The 20,312-nt window shown below is 59.0% G+C and carries 17 protein-coding genes, 1 tRNA gene and 1 pseudogene; 11 read left to right on the top strand and 8 right to left on the bottom strand.

Going from position 1 to position 20,312, the window contains the following annotated elements; all coding sequences use genetic code 11:
* Positions 1-184: 184 nt before the first annotated feature.
* The 5 genes and pseudogenes from AB7849_RS02185 to AB7849_RS02165 form a co-directional block, all read left to right on the top strand.
* Positions 185-1,102 carry a glycosyltransferase gene (locus AB7849_RS02185; protein WP_157618150.1) on the top strand — a complete coding sequence of 306 codons (918 nt, stop codon included), beginning with the start codon at positions 185-187 and terminating at the stop codon, positions 1,100-1,102.
* Positions 1,095-2,243 (top strand): glycosyltransferase family 4 protein, encoded by a 1,149-nt coding sequence (locus tag AB7849_RS02180; protein ID WP_369500511.1) that lies wholly within the window; start codon positions 1,095-1,097, stop codon positions 2,241-2,243. The genes AB7849_RS02185 and AB7849_RS02180 overlap by 8 nt, the downstream gene beginning before the upstream one ends.
* Before the next feature lie 83 nt (positions 2,244-2,326).
* On the top strand, positions 2,327-3,475 hold the full coding sequence (locus AB7849_RS02175) for a glycosyltransferase family 4 protein (protein WP_369500510.1): 1,149 nt from the start codon (positions 2,327-2,329) through the stop codon (positions 3,473-3,475).
* Positions 3,476-3,487: 12 nt separating this feature from the next.
* The gene (locus AB7849_RS02170; protein ID WP_237711879.1) at positions 3,488-3,607 is read left to right on the top strand and encodes an integrase core domain-containing protein; all 120 of its coding nucleotides are present in this window, start codon (positions 3,488-3,490) and stop codon (positions 3,605-3,607) included.
* Positions 3,608-3,691: 84 nt separating this feature from the next.
* Positions 3,692-3,946, top strand: a pseudogene (locus AB7849_RS02165) (IS3 family transposase); the annotation flags it as partial.
* Between the two features lie 51 nt (positions 3,947-3,997).
* On the opposite strand, the gene AB7849_RS02160 reads toward AB7849_RS02165, so the two are convergent.
* From AB7849_RS02160 to AB7849_RS02150, 3 genes are all read right to left on the bottom strand, one after another.
* Complete coding sequence (locus tag AB7849_RS02160; protein ID WP_237711880.1) at positions 3,998-4,366, bottom strand: acyltransferase; 369 nt, start codon at positions 4,364-4,366, stop codon at positions 3,998-4,000.
* A 198-nt stretch (positions 4,367-4,564) separates the two neighbouring features.
* Positions 4,565-5,572 carry a right-handed parallel beta-helix repeat-containing protein gene (locus AB7849_RS02155; RefSeq protein WP_369500509.1) on the bottom strand — a complete coding sequence of 336 codons (1,008 nt, stop codon included), beginning with the start codon at positions 5,570-5,572 and terminating at the stop codon, positions 4,565-4,567.
* Between the two features lie 512 nt (positions 5,573-6,084).
* Positions 6,085-7,212 (bottom strand): undecaprenyl-phosphate alpha-N-acetylglucosaminyl 1-phosphate transferase, encoded by a 1,128-nt coding sequence (locus AB7849_RS02150; protein WP_008213798.1) that lies wholly within the window; start codon positions 7,210-7,212, stop codon positions 6,085-6,087.
* Between the two features lie 839 nt (positions 7,213-8,051).
* Here AB7849_RS02150 and AB7849_RS02145 point away from each other — a divergent pair.
* Both AB7849_RS02145 and AB7849_RS02140 read left to right on the top strand, forming a co-directional pair.
* A complete protein-coding gene (locus tag AB7849_RS02145) occupies positions 8,052-8,534 on the top strand; it encodes a helix-turn-helix domain-containing protein (RefSeq protein ID WP_008213800.1) in 483 nt (160 codons plus the stop codon).
* Positions 8,509-9,255 (top strand): nucleotidyl transferase AbiEii/AbiGii toxin family protein, encoded by a 747-nt coding sequence (locus AB7849_RS02140; RefSeq protein WP_369500508.1) that lies wholly within the window; start codon positions 8,509-8,511, stop codon positions 9,253-9,255. The genes AB7849_RS02145 and AB7849_RS02140 overlap by 26 nt, the downstream gene beginning before the upstream one ends.
* A gap of 483 nt (positions 9,256-9,738) precedes the next feature.
* Here AB7849_RS02140 and AB7849_RS02135 read toward each other — a convergent pair whose 3' ends face one another.
* From AB7849_RS02135 to AB7849_RS02115, 5 genes are all read right to left on the bottom strand, one after another.
* A complete protein-coding gene (locus AB7849_RS02135; RefSeq protein ID WP_037101107.1) occupies positions 9,739-11,556 on the bottom strand; it encodes an SLC13 family permease in 1,818 nt (605 codons plus the stop codon).
* Positions 11,557-11,960: 404 nt separating this feature from the next.
* A complete protein-coding gene (gene trmB, locus AB7849_RS02130; protein WP_369500507.1) occupies positions 11,961-12,656 on the bottom strand; it encodes a tRNA (guanosine(46)-N7)-methyltransferase TrmB in 696 nt (231 codons plus the stop codon).
* Between the two features lie 241 nt (positions 12,657-12,897).
* Entirely contained in the window at positions 12,898-13,698 is an 801-nt protein-coding gene (locus AB7849_RS02125) for a thiazole synthase (RefSeq protein ID WP_008212257.1), read from the bottom strand.
* A 39-nt stretch (positions 13,699-13,737) separates the two neighbouring features.
* Positions 13,738-13,938, bottom strand: coding sequence for a sulfur carrier protein ThiS (gene thiS / locus AB7849_RS02120; RefSeq protein WP_037100157.1), 201 nt, complete (start codon positions 13,936-13,938; stop codon positions 13,738-13,740).
* Positions 13,939-14,149: 211 nt separating this feature from the next.
* On the bottom strand, positions 14,150-16,300 hold the full coding sequence (locus AB7849_RS02115; RefSeq protein ID WP_008212260.1) for a DUF6600 domain-containing protein: 2,151 nt from the start codon (positions 16,298-16,300) through the stop codon (positions 14,150-14,152).
* Positions 16,301-17,495: 1,195 nt separating this feature from the next.
* Here AB7849_RS02115 and AB7849_RS02110 point away from each other — a divergent pair.
* The 4 genes from AB7849_RS02110 to AB7849_RS02095 all read left to right on the top strand — a co-directional run bounded on the left by AB7849_RS02110 (position 17,496) and on the right by AB7849_RS02095 (position 20,294).
* Positions 17,496-17,569 (top strand) — tRNA-Gly (locus AB7849_RS02110).
* A gap of 16 nt (positions 17,570-17,585) precedes the next feature.
* A complete protein-coding gene (gene ltrA, locus AB7849_RS02105; protein WP_369500506.1) occupies positions 17,586-19,229 on the top strand; it encodes a group II intron reverse transcriptase/maturase in 1,644 nt (547 codons plus the stop codon).
* 256 nt (positions 19,230-19,485) lie between these two features.
* Positions 19,486-19,938 (top strand): ATP-dependent zinc protease family protein, encoded by a 453-nt coding sequence (locus tag AB7849_RS02100; RefSeq protein WP_037100166.1) that lies wholly within the window; start codon positions 19,486-19,488, stop codon positions 19,936-19,938.
* 80 nt (positions 19,939-20,018) lie between these two features.
* Positions 20,019-20,294, top strand: coding sequence for a hypothetical protein (locus AB7849_RS02095; RefSeq protein WP_008212265.1), 276 nt, complete (start codon positions 20,019-20,021; stop codon positions 20,292-20,294).
* The last annotated feature ends 18 nt before the right edge of the window (positions 20,295-20,312 follow it).

Genomic DNA, 20,312 nt, shown 5'->3' with positions numbered 1-20,312 from the left:
GTAGTGAATTCTTTGTAATTATTACCGGGGTGCTCTTCGCAAGATTTTTAATGAAGATGGACGTTGTTTACAAATGAATGAGTCATTAATCCGCATTGCTGCTTTTACTGCCGGTAGCGTAGCGCCATCGGCGCGATTTCGCGTGCGTCAGTACATTGGGGATTTGCGAGCGAGCGGAGTTCTCATGAATGAATATTTCCCTCGGAAAGGAAGCGCTTACCCGCCGCGTGGCACACTTGATCGTATTCGATGGCTGCCATCTCTGCTTTCACAAAGGTTTTCTGATTTGGGCAGTTCAATGGCATCGGATATTACATTACTACAGCGCCAAATGGTTTCCACAATTAACACGTTGGAACGATTTACGAAGAGACCGCGACTGCTAGATGTCGACGATGCGATCTGGATGTCGGCTCGGTTTGGCTCGGTTGACAGTTTGGCGAAGCGCTGTGACGGAGTAATTTGCGGAAACGATAGAATTGCCGATCACTTTTCGCGGTTGAATAGATGCATATACATTATACCGACCGCAATTGATGTGCGTATATTTATTCCTAAAAATTCTGATGATAAATCGGTCAGGCGTAAAATAGGTTGGGTAGGGACTTCTGGTAATTTGAAATATCTCTATGCAATCGAGAAGGTAATCGAGAATGTTTTGAAGCTTTACGATGACGTGGACTTATTGGTAGTAAGCGACAAGGCGCCAGAATTTAAATCGCTTGCGCCTAGTAGAGTATATTATCGAACATGGAGCGAGGAAAACGAAGTGTCTGACATTCAGTCAATGACATTAGGCTTGATGCCGCTTGCAGATAGTCCTTGGGCACAGGGGAAGTGTAGCTTCAAGATGCTTCAATATATGTCATGCTCCGTTCCTGCGGTCGTTTCGCCAGTTGGAATGAATGTGCAAGTTGCGGAGAAAGGCGGCGCTCTACTTGCCGCAACACTCAGTGAATGGCAGGAGGCAATTGTGTCAATATTGGTCGACGATTCGCTGCGGGGTAAACTCGCAAAAGAAGCCAGAAACGCTGTGTGCCGCTTTTATGCGACTGAAAAAGTTGCCACACAACTTGCAGAAATTTTCCGCTTTTATGTCTAAAATATTATCCGATGTAAAAGTGGTGCATATAATCACTGGGCTTGGGCGAGGCGGTGCAGAAAATGCGTTGTACCGACTTCTTTCGGCACGAGAAAATTCAGAAAAAACTTGTGTCGTCAGCCTTACGGATGATGGTTTTTATGGTAATCGCCTGCGTTCTATTGGAGTCGAGGTCATAAGTCTCGGTATGCGGCGGAATATCCCGTCGCCATTTGTAATATTTCGACTGTCCCGAATTCTAAGGAAAATTAATCCTCAAGTTGCGCAGACATGGATGTATCACGCAGATCTTATTGGCGGAATAGCTGCTAGATGTGTGGGAATAAAAGTCTGTTGGGGGATTAGGCATAGTAATTTGTCTCCGAGATATAACAAATTTACTACACTGATCGTTGTTTTAATTTGTGCCGTGTTATCTCACTTTATACCCAGTCTAATTATATCCTGTAGTCGTCGTGCAATATTGGTGCATCGAAGGTTCCTATATGCTAAGAAGTTCATTGTAATACCTAATGGCATTGACCTAAATGAATATTCTCCCAGTCGCGCCGAGCAATGTAGCGTCCGGGGCGAAATCGGGCTGCCGCCAGGTGTGCGAGTGCTTGGGCACATAGGTCGAGCAGATCCTCAGAAGGATCATCTAAATCTCATTTCATCATTTTCTAGATTGCTTGAAATGACGTCTGGTGTGTATCTAGTCCTTGTTGGGAAGGGACTTGCGAGTGGTGATCCGTATCTTGAGGCGCTACTTGATCGTTATGATGTTCGTGATTATATAATTGCGATGGGACCTCAAAATGATATCCCCATGGTTATGCGCTCTTTCGACGTGTTCGTATTGAGTTCAGTTGGAGAGGCTTTTCCTAACGTGGTAGTTGAAGCAATGGCCTGTGGCATTCCGTGCGTTGCCACCGATGTTGGGGATGTAAGGGAAATTGTAGGTAACAACGGCTGGGTGGTTCCACCGTCCGATTCATTTGCACTATCAGCTGCACTGCGTGAGGCGCTTGGCGAACCCTCCTCGCGGTTGATAAAGTTATGCGAGGCGGCTCGGAAAAGCATTGAAGATCGATATTCGATCGGAGGGATGGTATTGGCCTATGAGAAAGCCTGGAAGTCCGTGTGCCAACCAGATGAGTGATGCCATATTTTTCATATTTTCGATTCTTTTGATAAAGATAAATAGAATGTTAATTATCCAACTGGAATTGTTTAGGAGCCGCAGTGGCTGGAATTAAGGTTATTTTGTTTGCAAATACAGACTGGTATTTATACAACTTCCGACGCTCGCTAGCCTTGGAGCTTCAAGCTAGAGGGTATGACGTGCTGCTTATTTCGCCGCCAGGAAACTTTGGTGCAAAGCTCATGGCGCTTGGTTTGAGCTGGAAGCCCTTGACCATGAGGCGCCGCAGCCTGAATCCACTAAATGAATTTCGCTTTTTACTGCAGCTTATCAGACTTATCCGACGTGAGAAGCCGGCGCTGGTCCACGGCTTCACTATTAAAGGAGCCATTTACGGTTCTATCGCCTCACGCATAGCTGGCGTCAGGGCAAGAATCATGTCTATAGATGGGCTTGGCTATGTTTTCACAAGTAACGACAAAGTTGCTGGGATTCTTCGTCCGGTAGTGCGGATGCTTTTGCGCCAGTCTCTTCGTGGCGGGCGAGCAAAGGTAATATTGCTTAATTCGGACGATGTCAGTCAGTTTTTAGAGGACAGACTTGCTAGATTAGATCAGATAAGACTCATTCGGGGCGTGGGCGTCGATCTTAATCTTTTCTCGCGATCCTCCACTGCGAGCACGGGAACGCCTTCGCGAGTGCTCTTGGCGGCGCGACTGCTGTGGGACAAGGGCGTTGGGGAGTACATTCAGGCCTGTAGATATTTACTGGCGCAAGGTCGGGAGATCCGCTTTCTATTAGCTGGATCTTCAGATCTTGGCAACCCTGCAGCGATACCTGAGGATGTCATACGGGCGTGGGTGAATGAGGGCATCGTGGAATGGCTTGGGCACGTGAGTGATATGCGGGCACTACTGGGGTCTGTCGACCTAGTCGTCCTTCCGAGTTACCGCGAGGGATTGCCAACGATCCTGGTTGAGGCCGCTGCGTGTGGTTTGCCATTGATTGCAACAGACGTTCCGGGCTGTCGCGAGGTGGTGACTGATGGCGCTGATGGACTTCTTGTCCCCGTGCGTGATGCACGTGCCCTCGCGTGCGCGATTGCGCGTCTGACGGATGACCGCCCGTTGGCGGCCCGTCTGGGCGCAGCAGCTCGTAGAAAGGTGGAGTTGTTTTTTGACGAGCGCATTGTTACTCAGCTCACGCTGGGTGTGTACGAGGAACTCTTAATAGACGTGCCCCGTCGCTAACGCGGCGCTAGGTTGATCCTGCCCCCGTTACACGGACAGTGTGCTCACCGCCATCGCTTCGAAACCCAGCAACATGCCAGCCGCGTGATCAGCGACTGGATCGCGTTCTACAACCACCGACGGCCCCACTAGTCGCTGGGCATGAAAACACCCGCTCAGGCGTATGCTTTAGCGGCCTGACCTGTGCAGGATTTGCTGGGTCATTACACGCATGAGCACCGCAAACTTCTGGACGAACACGGTTTCATCGCCAGCATGAGCGCCAGGGGCAACTGCTACGACAACGCGGCGATGGAGAGCTGGAACCACAGCCTGAAGGTCGAGGCGATCCACGGCGAACGCTTTGCCACACACGAGCAGGCTCGTGCGCACGTGTTCGAGTACATCGAGGTTGATTACAATCGAACCCGGCTCCACTCGACCCTGGATTATCTCAGCCCAGAGCAGTTCGAGCGGGCTCACGCGGCTTAACCGAGTGTCCGAAATTCGGGGGCAAGATCAGTCTGGGGCGCCAGCACAACCTCATTGTCGTTCCATCTCCGCCTGAATATGGAGGGCACTAAAAACCTTGGCCTTATAATCACTACCTGTGAGATCCGAATTCAATGGGCAAGTATTGTTGATTTTCTCGCAATAACCGTCAAATGAATCCAATTTCCTGGCAGGGGCTCCCGCGACAACGGAATTGTCAGCGACATTTTTTGTTACAACGCTTCCCGATCCGATTACAACTTTCGAGCCTATTACCACTCCGGGCATAATGATGGCATTGACGCCGATAAAAACATCATCCCCGACCAAGATGCTGCCATATCTTTGACGTCGGACACCGTCGGTTCGAACGAGCCATGTGGCGCCATCGTGCGTCAAAAACTTGACACCAGATGTCACGGTAACCCTGTTTCCCAATGTAATAAGAAAAGGTTCGGAGCCCCACGTCGATATATAAATACGACAATCGGAACCAATAATGACTCCAAGTCGTCGGGCGAGCCAAGCCTTTCCCTTAAAAATGGATAACAGCCTTAGCATGCAACGGTAACTTAGTTGAACAGACGCAGTATTCATATTCATAAATTCATACACCACTCACTTTCTATCGATATAAATGAGCTTGAAGCCGCCTGAGCCGGGCGTAGTGGAGGTCATCATCTTTGATCCAAGTCTCAGAAGGTTCACGCTTTTCCCTACGAAAAGATCATAAATCCCATTGTTTCTGGCTTCGTTTCCTGAAATTTCAATCCCTTCAGTCTCTCCACCGATCCATACACCATATTCGTGATTACGATTAATCGTGCAATTAATTATCTTAATCATAGAGTTCTTGTTATTTAACTGAATTCCGCGCCCAAAATTATCACTAACATCACAATTTTTTATTACGATACTGTCAACCGTCCCTCCTTTTTCGGCTTCAAGATCTATTCCGCTCGCTGGACGTGTTCCATGAGTGAAAGAAAAAGTTGAATCCAATATTAAAGCCGTTTCGCAGCCGGTTATGCTCAACCCCTGTCGTCGATTATTTTTGCATGTCACTCTTTCGATGGTTACATTGTGACAATCAACTTCTTTTCCATATCTATTCGACGCGGCCACATAAATTCCGTCACCCCAGCAATTACTGATATGTGAGTCGCGAATTATGACGTTGGAGCTTCCACGTATATCGATTCCGAAACCCCACTCTCCAACCGTGCCCAAGTGCTTGCCCCGCTCGCCTACTATGTTTCCTCCCTCAATAGTAACATTCTTTACGTTATATATTTTCAAGATGGCATACGTCCCCATGGACGTTGGTTTGGCCAACAAGTATGCATCACTGCTAAGAATCAAATGCACACCGGAGCGTAAAGTGACACCCTTCACACAGTCGATCAGATATTTCCCTTTTGGAATACTTATAACGCCACCCGCGCTGGGGCAAGAATCAATAAGCGACTGAATGGCGGCTGTGGCATCTGTGGCGCCATCAGAGAAAGATGCCAGTTTAACAGTCGGAAGGGTGGACTCGGATGACGCAGATGCCCTTTCGCAGCAAAGGCTAAGCATCCCTATCGTCAACGTTGTTATGAACTTACGACGCGAGGTGGAAATCATCGCCATTTTACTCCAGAGTTGAGTCGGCTTATCAATATATCGACTCCGACTGACTTTGAGTCCAATTAATTATTCGATGACATGACTCGTCTCGGAGTTTACCGAAGGCTGTTCGGTTTGAGTCCCATGCCTTGGGAGGTTGATTGCTCGCCCAAAACCTCAGCGGCGCGATTCCTTTTGTAGCCAGATGCGTTTTACTACGACAGCGCCTTCGGTTCTCGGTTCCCGTACCTTGGCTCGCTTGTTCTCGCCTTTCTTTCGAGGTGGCCAGTAGCGGCAGCTCCCCGCTCTATCGTCGGCTGTCGGTATCCTGCCGCTTCTTAGGGGAAATCTGATCAATCGACTTTCTGCGCGTTATCCCAGCAAAGCTGGGATCCAGTGTCTGTAAGCCATTGAAAACACCGGCGCTGGATGACCAGACATTCGTCTGTTGAAAATCACCTCCTGCTTGACCAGCCCCTTCGGCTGTTGAAAGGCGCCTCGCAGGAATGACGAGCAAAATCAAAGTCTCTTTAGCTGCCTTGTGTCCCGTCTTGGAACACGTTTCGGTTTGCCAGGATGCCCGCGGTGATATCAGCATCATTGGCAGCCGGTGGCCCGACCAAGCCGCGACGACGCGATTCCTGCCGCAGCCAAATACGCGTAACCATGACGACGTACACGGCCAGCAGGGTGCTAAACGCCAATAGGCTGGCTTCGGTGCCCAGCATGCGCGTGACCGAGCCGCAGAAAGCGAGGGTGGCGGCCAGTGCGATCAGGCAGACAAGGGTGCGGCGGGAACTCAGGCCGGCGCCCATGAGGATGTGGTGGATATGCCCGCGATCCGGCTTGAACGGCGACTTACCTTGGCGCAGTCGGCGGTACATCACGGCGATGGTGTCGAGTACGGGAAGCGCGACGCACCACAGCACGTCAATGGGAGAAATATGTCTCGGCGAAGCCTGGCTGAAGTCGATCAGGGTCCGGGCAAACAGGTAGCCCAGCACCATGGAGCCGGCGTCGCCCAGGAAAATCTTGCGGCCGACCAAGCCGAGATTGGCGGCCAGATAAGGCAGCAGGGCGCAGCCCGTGAGCAGCATCAGCGCGGTCGGGCCGTGCATTTGTGCAGCATTGCTGTACAGCAGGATGGCGCCAATGGTGACCAGCGACAGGCTGCCGGCCAGGCCATCGATGCCGTCCATCATGTTGAAGGCGTTGAGCAGGCCGATGACTGCGACCACGGTAAAGGGCACGCCCAGCCAACCGAGGAGCAGCTCGTGACCGAACAGGTGACCCACGCTGTGAATGTAGACGCCCGTCGTCCCGACCACGGTGAGGATGGCGGCGGTTTGCACCAGCAGACGGGCGCGCACGCTCAGGTCGTAGCGGTCGTCCAGGGCGCCGAGCAAGGCGAGTACTGCCGAGGTGGCGAGCAGCATCTTCACGAAATACGAGAAGCCGTCGAACCACAGCGCGGCCACCAGCATGCCGATGAAGACGGAAAGGCCGCCCACCAGCGGGATGTTGCCTTGGTGCAGTTTGCGTTTGTTGGGCCGGTCAACCAGGCCGAGCCGCTCGGCAAGGTTTGCCAGTATGAACAGTGCGATGGCCGAGACGCCTGCTGCCAAGGCGCAGGCGAGAACGATCCGTGTGTCGAGCATTGGATTCTCCTCAATCCATCCCTGTTGAAAGGCACCGGGCAGACAAAACTGTCCGATAGGGGCGGTAAAGCAATCCTTGACATCGATCAACGACGCCCGGATGACATACGCATGAAGATTTGGAACCGCCCCCTGTCTGATGCGTCCGTTCCACTCCGTGCCATAGACGTCAAACGAACCGTGATTCTAGCATGTCATTACAAGCCCGAAACTAAACCGGAGCGAAATAAAACGGCTGTATGTCCATGATTTTGCCGAATATGTGTAGAGGTGGTGAAGGACGGCATATTCAGGGACGTTTTGGCGGGAACTCGCCGTTTGCGTTATTGCCGCGCCGACTGGTTGCCGCCCGGAGGCGGCGTCAAAATCGTCGTGGTGCAAGGCAGGATGATCGGAGGTCATGATCTTGGGCTCCAATTTGCGACCGATGCTTGTAGCCCGTTGGCGGGCGATGCTCTTGCAGCTATTCCCTCCAGAAAAGCATCGCCCGCGAACGGGCTCCTGCAACAGAATTGTTCGAGGGGCCCCGAAGGGTTCCTCGGAAGACCCATCAATTTGCGTCATTCCGGCGAGGTGCCTTTCGACAGCCGAAGGGCTGGTCGGGCCGGATGACGACCAAAAAGGGGTGCTCGAGGGTCCTTAAAGCGGCCTTCCGTGACGCCCTCAATGGAACAATCAGGTTGATTGCCACCAAGGTGATGGCCAGGACCACGAAGGTCAGCGGAATGCCGCACTCGGGCGGACCTTTTGCAGGGCGCGCTGCGCCGAAAAATGTTTCTTTAAGTTGACATTTTTTGATAAATGATCATTATAAGAAACACTTTACGGAAGTTGGCACCATGAATCTTCTCGTATCCAAGTTGGAAACTGCCCTCACGCTCGGGCAAACATTGCGCATCCGGCGCAAGTCGCTGGGTCTGAGCGCAGTGGCGGCTGCAGAAGCCGCCGGGATTTCCCGTGTGACCTGGCATCGACTGGAAAAGGGTGAGGCCAGCGTGGCGGCCGGTTCGCTATTGGCCGCTGCCGAGGTACTCGGCTTGCGTGTCGAGCTGCTTGCGCCTGCTTCGATACCGGAGCAGGCGACGGCTACGGGCCCCCTGGCGGATCATTTGCCATTGCATATCCGTCTGCACGATTTTCCGCAATTGCGCCGGCTGGCTTGGCAGGTAGCCGACGATACGCAGGTGCTCACGCCACGCGAAGCGCTGGATTTGTATGAGCGCAATTGGCGGCACGTTGAACTTGAGGCTCTCGAGCTGCGGGAACGTGCCCTGATCAAGGCATTGCAACAGGTCTATGGCAAGGGACTACTGGATGTTTGAACGCCTGCATCATCGCCGTGTCGCCCAGGTATTGCTGGCCCTGGATGGTGGACGGCTGGATGCCATGCAATGCCGCTTCGGCGGGGGTACGGCCATCGCCTTGCGCTGGGGCGAATTCCGCGAGTCCGTCGACATGGACTTCCTCGTCTCCGATGCAGAAGCCTACCGTGAGCTGCGTCAATGCCTTGCCGGTGCCGATGACCTGGCGCCGCTGCTGCAAGCAGGCGTTGCACCGATCCGCCTGCTGCGCCCGTGGCGGATCGACCAATGCGGTATCCTCACCGTGCTGCAGGTTGAAAGCAGCGAAATCAAGTTTGAGATTGTGCACGAAGCGCGCATCGTGCTGGATCCGCCTGGTCGTAATGACCGGCTATGCGGCATCGGGACACTCACTGATATAGACGCGGCCGCCAGTAAATTGCTGGCCAATGCCGACCGTTGGCGCGACGACAGCGTTTTTTCCCGTGACGCGATCGATCTGGCCATGATGAACCAGCCACCACGCCGGCTGCGCCCTGCGCTGGAGAAAGCGCGGTGTGCCTATGGCGATGTCGTGCGCATCGATCTGGACAAGGCATTGAAGCGTCTGCGCGGCGATCCAGTGCATTTGCAGCACTGCCTGGGTGCCTTGTCGATGACGCTGCCGCCAGCGGCGCTGCAACAACGACTGCGTGCCTTGCAGCGTCGACTCGATGTTGTTGCCGCCGATGGCTGCGCGTGATGATGGCAAGTTGCGTGAAGCGCGCACCTCCCACTGGGTATCTCGAATAACCGCTTTATTTGTTCGTCATCCCGGCCTGCGCCGATTGCTGTCCGGAATAATCTGGGCATAGCCCTGATGCATGAGGGCTGTGGAGACTTCTATGGGACTGGTAACGGAGCGACTCAAAATCGGCCAGCGACGACCTATCGTGCTCGTCATCCCGGCGAAGGCCGGGATCCAGTAGCGACCACGCTTGTTCAGGCCATGCGGCCACTGGATGACCAGACAGCCGTCTGTTGAAAGGCGCCTCCGGCCTTCGCCGGAATGACGCACTTTGAGAGATTTTTGAGGTTCCCGGTGTGCGTTCAATGAGACAAGAACCTTTTTGACGGAGGCGATTTCGGCCGCGACCAGATTTGCCTGGAGGCACGTATCGGTTGCGGTCCCCGGCTCGGGTGCCCGCGCGGGTGGAGAAATCATCGCGCGGAGGCGTGGGAGCCCTCAATGGAACATCAGGTTGATCGCCACCAGAGTGATGGCCAGGACCACGAAGGTCAGCGGGATGCCGGCGCGCAGGAAGTCCTTGCTCTTGTAGCCGCCGGGGCCGGTGACCATCATCAGGGCGGGGTGGCCGGAGCTGATCAGGAAGGTGTTGGACGAGGACACGGCCACAATCAGCGCATAGGCGGACGGATTGCCGCCGGTGGCCACGGCCACGCTGATCGCCACGGGCACCATCATCACGGTGGCGCCCACGTTGGACATCACCTGCGAGAACAGCAGGGTGAGCGTCGCCAGTGCCAGTTGCAGCACCCACGGCGAGGCGCCGCCCATGTGCACCAGCACTTCCTGCGCCAGCCACGCGGCGGTGCCGGTGGAGTCCATCGACCAGCCCAGCGGGATCAGGCAGGCGGTGACGAAGATGGTCTTCCAGTTGATCGCCTTGTAGGCCTCGTCCATGTTCAGCACGCCGGACAGCAGCATGCCGATGGCGCCGGTCATCATGGCGATGGATAGATCCAGATTGGTGAACAGGGCCAGGCACTTGGCGGTGAAGAAGAAGCCTACCGCCTGCCAGATCTTGTTCGGGCGCTGCTCTTCGCGCGGAATGTCGGTGACCACCACCAGATCGCGGTCCTCGGCGGTTTGCGCCAGTTCGCGCCAGCTTGAATGCAGCACCATGGTGTCGCCGGCACGCAGGCTGACCGCGCGCACGTCGTCGCGATACACGTGCTCGCCACGGGTCACCGCCAACACCGAGATGCCGTGGCGTTTGCGCAGGTGCAGGTCGCCGATGGTCTGCTTGATGAAGCGTGAGTTGGGTGGAATTACCGCCTCGGAAATGCCCGCGCGGGTCGGATTGAACAGCTCGCCCAACTGGCGCATGCGTGGCAGCAGACGGCACAACTGGTTGTTGGCGAACTGGTTGAGCTGCTCGCGGGGGCCGAGCACGCCCAGCACCGAGCCGACCCAGATCACGTGGTCCGCCGGCGGGGCCATGCGTGCATCGTTGCCGCTCTTGATGGCCAGGATCAACGGCGCGCCGTGCAGTTGTTCCGCTTCGCCGATGCTCATGCCCACCAGCGGGCTTTCCGCGGTGACGGTGAGCTCGGCGGTCTCGCCGACGATGCCGTAGGTCTCGGCGAAGTAGCTTTCGGTACGGCCCGGGGTCACCTTCTGGCGCGCGTCTTCGCGCTCGGGCAGCACCTTGCGGGTGAACAGCCAGAAGAACAGCACACCGGTAATGGCCAGCGCCAGGCCCACCGGGGTCACGCTGAACAGGCCGAACTTGGGAATGGTCTGCGCGCCCGGCGGCAGGTTGTTGTTGGCGCTGGCGATCAGGTCGTTCAGCATGATCAGCGGGGAATTCGCGATCAGAGTGGTGTTGGTGGCGGTGAGGATACAAAACGCCATCGGCAGCAACAGCCGCGAGATCGGCACGCCGGTGCGCGCAGACAGGCGGCTGGACACGGGAATCATCAGCGCCGCCAGCGCCTGACTGGGGATCACCGCGCTGAACAGGCTGGCGACCGAGTTGATCACCACGCCCAGCCGGGATTCCTTGCCACGCGCCATGCGCATCACGAAACGGGCGGTCAGGCTCAGCACGCCGGCGCGGTCCAACCCTTCGCCCATGATCATGATCGCGATGATCGCGATGACCGCGTTGCCGGCGAATCCGTTGAAGACCTTGTCGGCCGGAATCAGCCCGGTCAGGCCGATCACCACCACCACCAGCAGCGCCACCATGTCGGCGCGGATCCACTCCAGCACCAGCATCAGCATGGTGAAGACCACCAGCCCGAGCACCAGCATCATGTCGGGTGTGAGGGTCAGTCCCACTAGCGAGCGTCCCGGCGGGGCGAGCGATCAGTCTGGCGATGGATGGGCAGTGGATGATTCACGCTGCGGCAGCTTGGGTCCCTGATTGATCGCAAGTATAAGCGGCCAAGTGCAAGGGCTGGTGAATCGGGAGCAAGTGGATCACCGCAGTTCTCGCTTTTGCCCCCACCCCTGCCAGCAGGGGTGGGTTGGGGTGGGGTAGGCAAGCTTGTGGCGCGAGTGATTGACCCCCTCCCAACATCCCCCTCCATGCCGTTGCTGATTGCAGGAGCGCACCCTGTGCGCGATGCCTTCGCCAGTAAATACCGAAAGCATCGCGCACAGGGTGCGCTCCTGCCAGGTAGGTCATTCGATGTGGTGGATCTTGTGCTTCGCGGGCGTCAGACGCGACGGTAAAGCAGATCCCACACCCCGTGACCCAACTTCAATCCGCGCCGTTCGAAGTGGGTTTCGATGCGCCAGGCGGGTTTCTCGGCGTACTCGCCGGGGGCGATGGCATTGGACCAGGCCGGCGCGGCTTCCATCACTTCGAGCATGTGCTCGGCGTAGGCCTGCCAGTCGGTGGCCAGGTGCAGCAGGCCGCCGGGGGCCATGCGCGTGGCGAGCTGGGCGACGAACCCGGGCTGGATAATGCGGCGCTTGTTGTGGCGCTTCTTGTGCCACGGGTCGGGAAACCAGATGCGCGCTTCGGCCAGGGTGTCCGGGGCGATCTCGTTTTCCAGCACTTCCACCGCGTCGTGCCGATACAGGCGCACATTGCCGGCATCGCGCGCTGCCAGCACGTTCATCAGCCGGCCGACGCCGGGACCGTGTACTTCCACGCCGAGGTAATCACGCGCCGGATCGTACTCGCTGGCCCACGCCAACGCCTCGCCGTTGCCGAAACCGATTTCCATCACCAGTGGCGCGGTGCGTCCGAAGCGGGTGGCGAAGTCCTGCGCACAGCCGGTGTAATCGATGCCGAAACGGGCCCAGTGATCGTCGAAGGCGCGCTGTTGCGCGGGCGTCATGCGGCCCTCGCGCAGCACGAAGCTGCGGATGCGGCGGAGATGTTCGGGAACGGGATGGTCGGTCATGTCGGGCGAAAGCTATCGAGTGAGTCCCTCTCCCTTTGGGAGAGGGTGCCGGCAGGCGGGTGAGGGTGCGGGCGGAGCGAGTAGGTGCAGGCTTTTCGCAGCAGTGAGCGTGGTTTTTCACCGTTCGCCCTGAGCGTAGCGAAGTCGAAGGGCTGCCCTTCGACTTCGGCCCCTGCGGGCCTACGCTCAGGGCGAACGGCGTAGGGTGAAGTTCCTCTCCCGGCGGGAGAGGGGAGTGCGATCAGCCGATGATGCCGTCGACCGGGCTGGAGGCCGAAGCATAGCGCTTGCGCGGAATCCGTCCGGCCTTGAATGCAGCGCGGCCAGCCTGGATCGCCAGTTTCATCGCGTGGGCCATCAGCACGGGATCCTTCGCGCCGGCGATGGCGGTGTTCATCAGCACGCCGTCGCAGCCTAGTTCCATCGCCACGGCGGCGTCGGACGCGGTGCCCACGCCGGCGTCGACGATGATCGGTACCGTGGCGTTCTCCACGATCTCCAGCAGGTTGTAGCGGTTCTGGATGCCCAGGCCCGAGCCGATCGGCGCGGCCAGCGGCATCACTGCTACACAGCCGATCTGCTCCAGCCGCTTGGCCAGGATCGGATCGTCGCTGGTGTAGACCATCACGTCGAAACCGTCGGCGACCAGTTCCTCTGCCGCCTTCAGGGTTTCCACCACGTCCGGGAACAGGGTCTTCGGGTCGCCCAGCACTTCCAGCTTCACCAGCTTGTGGCCGTCCAGCAGCTCGCGCGCCAGCTTGCAGGTGCGCACGGCGTCGACCGCGTTGTAGCAGCCGGCGGTATTCGGCAGCAGGGTGAACTCGTCGGGCGGCAGTGCATCGAGCAGGCTGGGCTGGCTGGCGTCCTGGCCGATGTTCACGCGACGGATCGCCACCGTGACGATCTCGGCGCCCGCAGCCTGCGAGGCGGCGCGGGTTTCATCGAAATCCTTGTACTTGCCGGTGCCGGTGAGCAGGCGCGAGCCGTAGCTTTTGCCAGCGATGATCAACGGGTCGACGATGTCGGTGGTTTTCAGGTTCATGACGTGGCCGGAATGTGGGGGAAAGGGCGAAGCGTGCGGTCAGCCGCCGCCGATGGCGTGGACGATTTCCACCTCATCGCCTTCGGCCAGCGCATGCTCGGCATGGCGGCTGCGCGGAATGATCTCGCGGTTCACTTCCACCGCCACGCGACGGCCGGCATAACCGGCTTCATTGAGCAGGTGGGCGATGGTGATCGAGGCCGTGCAATCGCGCGGCTGGCCATTGAGCGTGATATGCATCCGCCCATTGTAGCGGTTGTGCCCGGGGCTGTTGGGAGCGGCCCGGCCTTGGCGCCAGGATGATGGAACGTATCGAAAGTCATTTTGTCCGGATGTAGTCCGTCGCGCGGAGGAGGTAGGAGCGCACCCTGTGCGCGATGCTCTCGGTAGCACACTGCGAAAAAGCATCGCGCACAGGGTGCGCTCCTACAGTGGCGTCGAAACGGCTGTTTCAGTGCTGCCGATCGTTGCTTTGATGGGACGCCGGTGCGTGCCCGCCATGTCTGCGGCTGGGCGCCGAATGGGCTTGGGGTGCACGCCGTTCCGGCTCTACCCGCGGTGGCGGACGGAAGGCGGGCCCGCGGTAATCCGGGTGCGGCGCACTGTTGTAGCTGCGCTGGGGGATGTTGTTGTATGGGCGTGGCGCGGCGTTGTTGTAGCTGCGCGGCATCGCGTCGACATGTGTGCGGTAGGTGGCTGGAGGCGCGCGTTCGTCGCGCATGCGCCGGGCTGCTTCGAAGCGCGCGGCGGATTCACGGGCGCCGGTGTCGCGTGGCAGGGATTGCACGCGTTCGAAACGCGGTTCCGGCGGCAGTGCGCCCACGGGATGCTGTGTTTCCCGTGATGGTTCCGATCCGCGACCCACAAAACTCACGCCGGGACGTTGCACGTATTCGCGACGCGTGTCCCGGTGTTGCTGCGCGAAGCGGGCAGAAGGAAGCTCGCCGGTGCGTTGCGGGTCATGCGCGGTGATGAGGCGCGGCGGCGTTGGCAGTGTCGCCGGGTGGTTGCCGCCGTAGGCGCGCACGTTGCTGCGCGGCGGGGCTGGTGGTGCGTCCGGACGGGCAGCCCCGGCGGACACGCGGTAGTCCGAGTGCGCCACGTTGTAGCGTCCGGCACGGGCAAAGCGGTCGTCGTCTGGCGCGTGGCGCATCACCACGGGGCGGCGGAAGCCGGCCGTGGGCAGTGAGCGCAGGCGCGGGTTGCGCGACGACAGTGGGTTGACCGGCACGGGCTTCACGCGAACCCCGCGGGCTTCGATCGGCGCACGGGCCAGGCGGCGGGGGTCGACATGCAGCAGATGCCGATGCACGTCGTGCGCCTCGGCGAAGCTGCGTTCGGGTACGGCGGTGAAGCCGTGCGGGTGATGGTGGGCGTAGTCCATGCCCGGGGCTGTACGGCCGCGATGGAAGTCGCCGTAATCGCGTTCGATGCGGCCGGCGATGTCGTGCGGGCTGTGCCCGTGGCGATCGCGCAGGTCGGCGATGTTGACGCGCGAGTAGTAACCGCGGCTGGCGTGGTACCACGGGTTGAAGATCTCGCCCGGGCCGAGCGGAAACCAGCCCACCGGTGCACCCAGGCCCACCGATACGCCCCAGTGTCGCCCGCCGCCGACGAAGGCGACCAGCGCCGGCGCATAGATCGGCCGCGCGTAACGCGGACCGGGCAGCCAGCCCCATGCGCCGCGGATATAGGCCCAGCGACCGTAGTGGAACGGGGCGAAGCCCCACGGCGCGTCATCCACCCAGGTCCAGCCCCATGGCGTGATCCATACCCAGTGGCCGAACCGGTACGGTGCCCAGCCGGCGACGACATGGGCGGGATACCACACTTCGCCATATTCGGGGTCGTCGTTCCAGTCGCCGTAGTTGCCCAGGTCCTCGGCGCCTACCACTTCGGTGGAGACGTAGCGCGGCGTCATCGCGTCGGTGTAGCGGCGGTCGCGGTCGCTGCACCAGGCATCGAACGCGTCGCTGCCGCCCACATCGGTGATTCCCACGTCGCTCAGCGACGCGTCGTCGAACTGGTAGCTGCGTCCGGCGATCACATCCTGCTGTGCGTTGTTCTGGCCGAACACCACCGCATTGCCGTTGAAGGCGGTGACCGTGGTGGATCGGCCATCGGCGCCGATATCCACGCGGAACGAGCCCGGCTGGTCCATCACCAGCGCCACGGTGGGCGTGTCGATCTCGTAGCTCTGGCCGTTGGCGAGGCTGCGCACGCTGAGCTCCAGCGTGCCCTGGGTCAGCTCGAACTGGCCAAGCTGCCCGTTCAGGGCGAGCAGGCCCAGGTCGGTATCGCCATCGACGTGCAGCGTGGCGCCGCCCAGTTCCAGCTCGGCACGCGCGTCGGCACCGCTGGAAAGCCGGTCACCGTCGGTCAGCGGGCGGTTGACGTCGGCATCGCTCCAGTCATGCGCACCGGCCGGCAGTACGCCGACATCCCCGGCCAGGTAAGACAGGCGCGCCACCCGTGTGGGCGGGTCGACGGCGGTGGTGTCGGTGGTTTGTGCCCATGCGGTGGCGGTCAGGCTCAGCAGCAAAAGCAGCGCGGTTACGCGCCAGCGGCGAAGTGATGGGGGCAGGCTGGTGGGCATGCGCATGACATCCTCTTCTTGCGGGAGCGCGCGGGGACGCGCTTTCGTGAGTCCTGCACCCGGAATAACGTGCGAATGGCCATGACGATGACAGCGGGCGAGGTGGCGGGCAAGGCCATCGATGAGTCGGTTTCGACCGGATTCATGCGTGGCTGCGACGTCTGAAGGACCCCGGAAGCCGCCGTCGTCCAACGAACCTCGCCAGCCGAACCGCCGCTCAGTACGAAACTCCTCGACTCCGGGCCATCGAAACCAATGGTGCTGGATTGCTGCCTTCGCAGGAATGACGAGCGACCGGGATTCCAAAATCAGCCGATCCCGGGTTACCATCCGCCGGCAACGCGGGTGTAGCTCAATGGTAGAGCTGTAGCTTCCCAAGCGTGCGACACGAGCTGCGAGTCACACGCCTTTGCTGTAGCAGCCGATTCCCCATCGTAAACAGGGGCGGTACCCGGCGCTGATTGCCGGTTGTTCCAGACAGGTCTGTTATGTCTGGACGCAGCAAGGGAGAGTCGTGTCCACAAGAAACACGTGGCCACGATGTTTCGCGGCGAAGGCCGTGCAAGTAATTGTCAGGTGGAGTGCATGCATTTCAACCTGACCTGATGTTCAGCCATCAGTAGCCTAGGATCGGTGCGGGGCGGGTAACTGCCCGGTGCTGAGCGATCTGACAATGTAGTCACCCTCGCGGGTACGTCTGCCCCGTGAGGGGTTGGCGTGACCTCGGAAGATGTATCCGAGTAGACGCTAGGCTGCGCAACAAGGGTTAGCGCAAGCGAACCATCATCTAAACGTCGTCAAGCTAGACGGGCCAAAACATCTGATAGGCCCTACCCAAAATGGGACGAGGTCGGTCACTTCCCTGCTTGGTGGAAGTGCGCTGATACCGGTACCTCCGGCGAAAAGATGGGATCCTCGTTGTGCTGTTACTTGTGCGGAACGTGGAAATCCCGTTAGGCTGTCTGCGCTTCGGCGCCGACTAGGCCCCCCGCAAGGGGTGTTGAATGCCTAGCGGGCACAGGATCGCGGAAGAAGCGAAGGCTCGGCTGTAATGGCCGGGATAGGGGATGGAACGATCGCCCCGACCCGAAAGGGTGCAGACTTCCGCGTGGTGGCCTGTCGCTAGACAGGTCTGACAACCTACTCCCGATGGGGTGACGAACCCCCATCAGGGGAGACGTCCATCCCCAGAGGGTCATGGGCGGGTGTAGCTCAATGGTAGAGCTGTTGCTTCCCAAGCAACTGACGAGGGTTCGATTCCCTTCACCCGCTCCAACTCTGGAGGACTGATATGGACGCCATCATCGATGGTGATATTGCCTCCACGCGCTGGACTGATTGGCACACGATCCCGTGGGCCGAGACGTTCCAGGGTGTCCGGAGGTTGCAGATCCGCATAGCGAAGGCAGCCAAGGACGAAGACTGGCGCAGGGTTCGTTTCCTGCAACGGTTGCTCGTCCGCTCGACCACCGCAAAAGCAGTCGCGGTGCGTCGAGTTACGGAGAACCAAGGCCGCAAGACCCCGGGAGTGGATGGCGTTACTTGGTCCACACCCACGGAGAAGGGGAGGGCGATAACCGCGCTGGAGACGCGAGGCTATCGTCCGAAGCCGCTCCGACGGGTGCATATCCCGAAGGCCAACGGAGGGATGCGCCCTCTTGGGATTCCGACGATGAAAGATCGGGCAATGCAGGCGCTTTACTGGCTTGCGCTCGATCCCGTCGCGGAAACCCGAGGGGACTTAAACTCCTACGGCTTTCGATCCGGACGCTCTACTGCGGATGCCATCGCCCAGTGCCACAACGGGCTGGCGAGAAAGCATTCGCCGGAATGGGTGCTGGAGGGCGACATCAAAGGTTGTTTCGACAACATTAGCCATGAATGGCTGATGCGCCACGTGCCTATGGACAAGCGCGTGTTGTTGGGATGGCTAAAGGCCGGATATGTCGAGGGTCGTACGTTGTTTCCGACGGTCGCCGGTACGCCACAGGGAGGAATCATTTCTCCGACCTTGGCAAACCTGGTGCTGGATGGCATGGAACGGTTGTTGAAAGACAGTCTTCCACGCCGCGCCAAGATCAACTTTGTCCGTTATGCGGATGACTTCATCGTGACCGGGGTCTCGAAAGAGATTCTGGAAGCGCGGGTCAAGCCGCTGATCGTGGGATTTCTTGCCGAGCGCGGTTTGCAGCTCTCGGTGCAGAAAACGAAGATCACCCACGTAACGGAAGGGTTCGATTTTCTTGGATGGCATGTGCAGAAGCACGTCAAGGAGAACGCTCGAAAGGATTTCCTGCGCATCGTGCCGTCGAGGCGAAACGCCAAAGCGTTCTACGCCAAGGTCAGGGAACGTCTGCGTGAGCTGCGGGGTGCCCGGCAAGACGACGTGATCTTTGCCCTCAACCCGATGATTCGGGGCTGGGGCAACTATCACCGGGTCGTGCATGCATCCCGTCCGTTTGCAAGGATGGACCACCAGCTATGGCATGCGCTGTGGCGTTGGGCAGTACGTCGGCATCCGACGAAAGGCAAGCGCTGGGTCAAGCGGCGGTATTTCCGCTCGAATGGCTCTCGCGATTGGCTCTTTCAGGCGGAGAAGTACCCGCTAGTGCGATTGTCCAGCATTTCCGTGGGCAATCACATCAAGGTACGGTCCGACGCAAACCCCTACGATCCCAAGGATGAAACCTACTTCGACGAGCGGATGACTCGCCGGATGGGGGCAAGCCTGCAGGGACGCAGGAAGTTGTTTTGGCTTTGGAATCGGCAAGAAGGGCTCTGTCCGATTTGCGCCGCCAAGATCACAAAAGCTACGGGATGGCATGTTCATCACGTGGTCTGGCGGGTCTATGGCGGTTCGGATCGGTTGTCCAACTTGCAGTTGCTCCACCCGACGTGTCACGCGCAGTTGCACGCTCGTGCCACAAAGGGATAGGCTGCCGCTCCACCGGCGCGGGTGTCGGTCGAGTTCTTGGCTGCTTGAGCCGTATGAGGCGAAAGTCTCACGTACGGTTCTTAGGGGGGAGGGTGGCCGCGAGGCCACCTTCCCACCCGACTACTGACGAGGGTTCGATTCCCTTCACCCGCTCCACCACGCTGTCCCCGCAGCTGGTTTGAACGACCGGTTCGATCCCCGTCGAACTTCCCCGAATCCTCCAAGCAACCAGCGTGTGCCGATGACTGCAGGCGTGATGACTCTTGGTTGGCGGGAGCGGGTCGGGTTGCCGCAACTTGGCATCGAGCGGCTGCGCGCCAAGCTCGACACCGGCGCGCGTTCCAGTGCGCTGCATGTGGATTCCCTTGAAACGTTCATGCGCGATGGTTCGGTCTGGCTGCGCTTTGACGTGAGCCAGGGGCGGCATGCGCAGTACGGTGTGACGTGCGAGGCACCGGCGCTGGGCCGGCGCGTGGTGACCAACAGCAGCGGCCATCGTGCCGAACGCTGGTTCATCCGCAGCCAGATCCTGCTCGCGGGGCATTGCTTCGATGCCGAGATCAGCCTGACCGACCGCCGCGGCATGCGTTTTCCGCTGCTGCTGGGGCGCACCGCGCTGCATCAGCGGTTCCGCGTGGATCCGGCCTTGTCCTACGTGGCGGCAACGCTCGCTCACGCCGCGGTCGCCGGGCTTTCGTCACATGCGTGAGATGACGTCGTTGCAACATTTGCCTCGGGTGCCGGGTTGTATAAGCTTGGATTTCCCCGCGGTGGCATGGAGATGGAGTCATGAAACGATGGATTGTCCTGATGGCCGGCCTGGTGCTGGCGTTTTCCGCAGCGGCTGCCGACAGCGTGCGCTTCGGTTCCAGCCTGGTGGTGCTTGGCGATACCCAGGCGCATGTGCTGAAGGTGGCCGGCAAGCCCGCGATACAGAGCGATGTGCAGAACCGCTTTGGCGCCGTGGTCGCGCATCGGCTGGACTACGACGAAGGCAACAAGACCATCTCCATCTACGTCGGCCAGGATGGTCGCGTGACGAAGATCACCGAAACGTACAACTGAACCGGTCGCGCTTTTTCG

Origin of the sequence: Rhodanobacter sp. FW021-MT20, from assembly GCF_041107475.1 — a bacterium.
GTDB classification, from domain to species: Bacteria; Pseudomonadota; Gammaproteobacteria; order Xanthomonadales; family Rhodanobacteraceae; genus Rhodanobacter_A; species Rhodanobacter_A glycinis.
Note: the sequence above shows the minus strand (reverse complement) of the source record. Positions and strands in the feature narration are given on the sequence as shown.

Excerpts from the sequence above, each read along its gene's own strand:
- AB7849_RS02140 (WP_369500508.1), top strand. The coding sequence starts at position 8,509 with ATGGCAAGGGACTACTGGATGTTTGAACGCCTGCATCATCGCCGTGTC.
- AB7849_RS02135 (WP_037101107.1), bottom strand. The coding sequence starts at position 11,556 with ATGATGCTGGTGCTCGGGCTGGTGGTCTTCACCATGCTGATGCTGGTG.
- trmB (WP_369500507.1), bottom strand. The coding sequence starts at position 12,656 with ATGACCGACCATCCCGTTCCCGAACATCTCCGCCGCATCCGCAGCTTC.
- AB7849_RS02125 (WP_008212257.1), bottom strand. The coding sequence starts at position 13,698 with ATGAACCTGAAAACCACCGACATCGTCGACCCGTTGATCATCGCTGGC.
- AB7849_RS02100 (WP_037100166.1), top strand. The coding sequence starts at position 19,486 with ATGACTCTTGGTTGGCGGGAGCGGGTCGGGTTGCCGCAACTTGGCATC.
- AB7849_RS02185 (WP_157618150.1), top strand. The coding sequence starts at position 185 with ATGAATGAATATTTCCCTCGGAAAGGAAGCGCTTACCCGCCGCGTGGC.
- AB7849_RS02180 (WP_369500511.1), top strand. The coding sequence starts at position 1,095 with ATGTCTAAAATATTATCCGATGTAAAAGTGGTGCATATAATCACTGGG.
- AB7849_RS02115 (WP_008212260.1), bottom strand. The coding sequence starts at position 16,300 with ATGCGCATGCCCACCAGCCTGCCCCCATCACTTCGCCGCTGGCGCGTA.
- AB7849_RS02095 (WP_008212265.1), top strand. The coding sequence starts at position 20,019 with ATGAAACGATGGATTGTCCTGATGGCCGGCCTGGTGCTGGCGTTTTCC.
- ltrA (WP_369500506.1), top strand. The coding sequence starts at position 17,586 with ATGGACGCCATCATCGATGGTGATATTGCCTCCACGCGCTGGACTGAT.
- AB7849_RS02150 (WP_008213798.1), bottom strand. The coding sequence starts at position 7,212 with ATGCTCGACACACGGATCGTTCTCGCCTGCGCCTTGGCAGCAGGCGTC.
- AB7849_RS02155 (WP_369500509.1), bottom strand. The coding sequence starts at position 5,572 with ATGATTTCCACCTCGCGTCGTAAGTTCATAACAACGTTGACGATAGGG.
- AB7849_RS02145 (WP_008213800.1), top strand. The coding sequence starts at position 8,052 with ATGAATCTTCTCGTATCCAAGTTGGAAACTGCCCTCACGCTCGGGCAA.
- thiS (WP_037100157.1), bottom strand. The coding sequence starts at position 13,938 with ATGCATATCACGCTCAATGGCCAGCCGCGCGATTGCACGGCCTCGATC.